Source organism: Halorubrum trueperi (assembly GCF_042662525.1).
Lineage (GTDB): Archaea > Halobacteriota > Halobacteria > Halobacteriales > Haloferacaceae > Halorubrum > Halorubrum trueperi.
The window spans coordinates 1-890 of record NZ_JBHSXI010000018.1; the positions used below are offsets into that span (position 1 = coordinate 1).

Below are 890 nucleotides of genomic sequence, written 5' to 3' on the forward strand. Positions count from 1 at the left end.
CGGAGACCATCCCTGAGGATGTAGACTGACTCCCTGCTGGCAGACCATGTGTCTGTCATAGGCCACCACCTACGAGATAGTGACGAAATCAGACGGGGCTAAACACGTACGAAAAATCTACGTACACTTAGTGCACGCTGCTTTTAGCTCGTTCTAACGATGGTAAAAGAGAAGTTCGGAGTGGCTGTCGACGAAGAAGTTGTGCAAGAAGTGGACGAACTAGTCACTGAGTGTGACCATCTCGGAGCCAGCAGCTCCGAGATGATCAAAGCCATCCTCACAGCGTTCGTTCCGAGTCAGATCACGCTCAGTGAGTGAGAGAATCATAATTCGGGAACAAAAGGGCACTCTCCAAACATTTCAACACTTCGTGCACCATAGTGATTAAGAGAAGTTTTGAATAAACTTCATGTAATAGTTACTGTAAACGGGATTAGTCTACTTCATCGACTCGTTCAGCTAGTAGATGAATCAGTTCCTGTACGGTGATTTCCTCTTCCTGTATCAGTGTTGTATCAACGGCATACTCGATTGCTTCAGCGTAGCTGGAGCAATCGTGATCTGACATAATTCGTGTGAGCTTTGTCGCCAAGGTATCGCTGATAGTGACGGTTGTATAGCCATCTGGGGGCATATCTGGCCTGAACAGTTTCCATACAGTAAAAAGTACGGTAAAATGCCCGTATTTCATTCAGAACTTCCCTGAACTACTCAGCTTTGAACGTTGAAGTAGGTTCGTGACGTAGGCGGTAGCGAACACGGATGATGCCGATTACGGACTTCTTGTCGTGCACGCGTGTATTCGACGAGTTCGAGTCACTGTCACCCGCACAACGTCAGCACGCGAAAACCTACGCCACAGGTCTTGTTGCGGCCAGCAACAAGACCGT

At 48.0% G+C, this 890-nt stretch carries 1 protein-coding gene and 1 pseudogene; both read left to right on the forward strand.

What is annotated here, in order from left to right; all coding sequences use genetic code 11:
- The first annotated feature begins 159 nt into the window (after positions 1-159).
- Entirely contained in the window at positions 160-318 is a 159-nt protein-coding gene (locus ACFQEY_RS14490; protein ID WP_379769860.1) for a ribbon-helix-helix domain-containing protein, read from the forward strand.
- A 444-nt stretch (positions 319-762) separates the two neighbouring features.
- A pseudogene (locus ACFQEY_RS14495) lies at positions 763-890 on the forward strand (IS701 family transposase); the annotation flags it as partial.

Bases quoted from the DNA above. Each gene is read 5' to 3' on its own strand.
- ACFQEY_RS14490 (WP_379769860.1), top strand. From the start codon at position 160: ATGGTAAAAGAGAAGTTCGGAGTGGCTGTCGACGAAGAAGTTGTGCAA.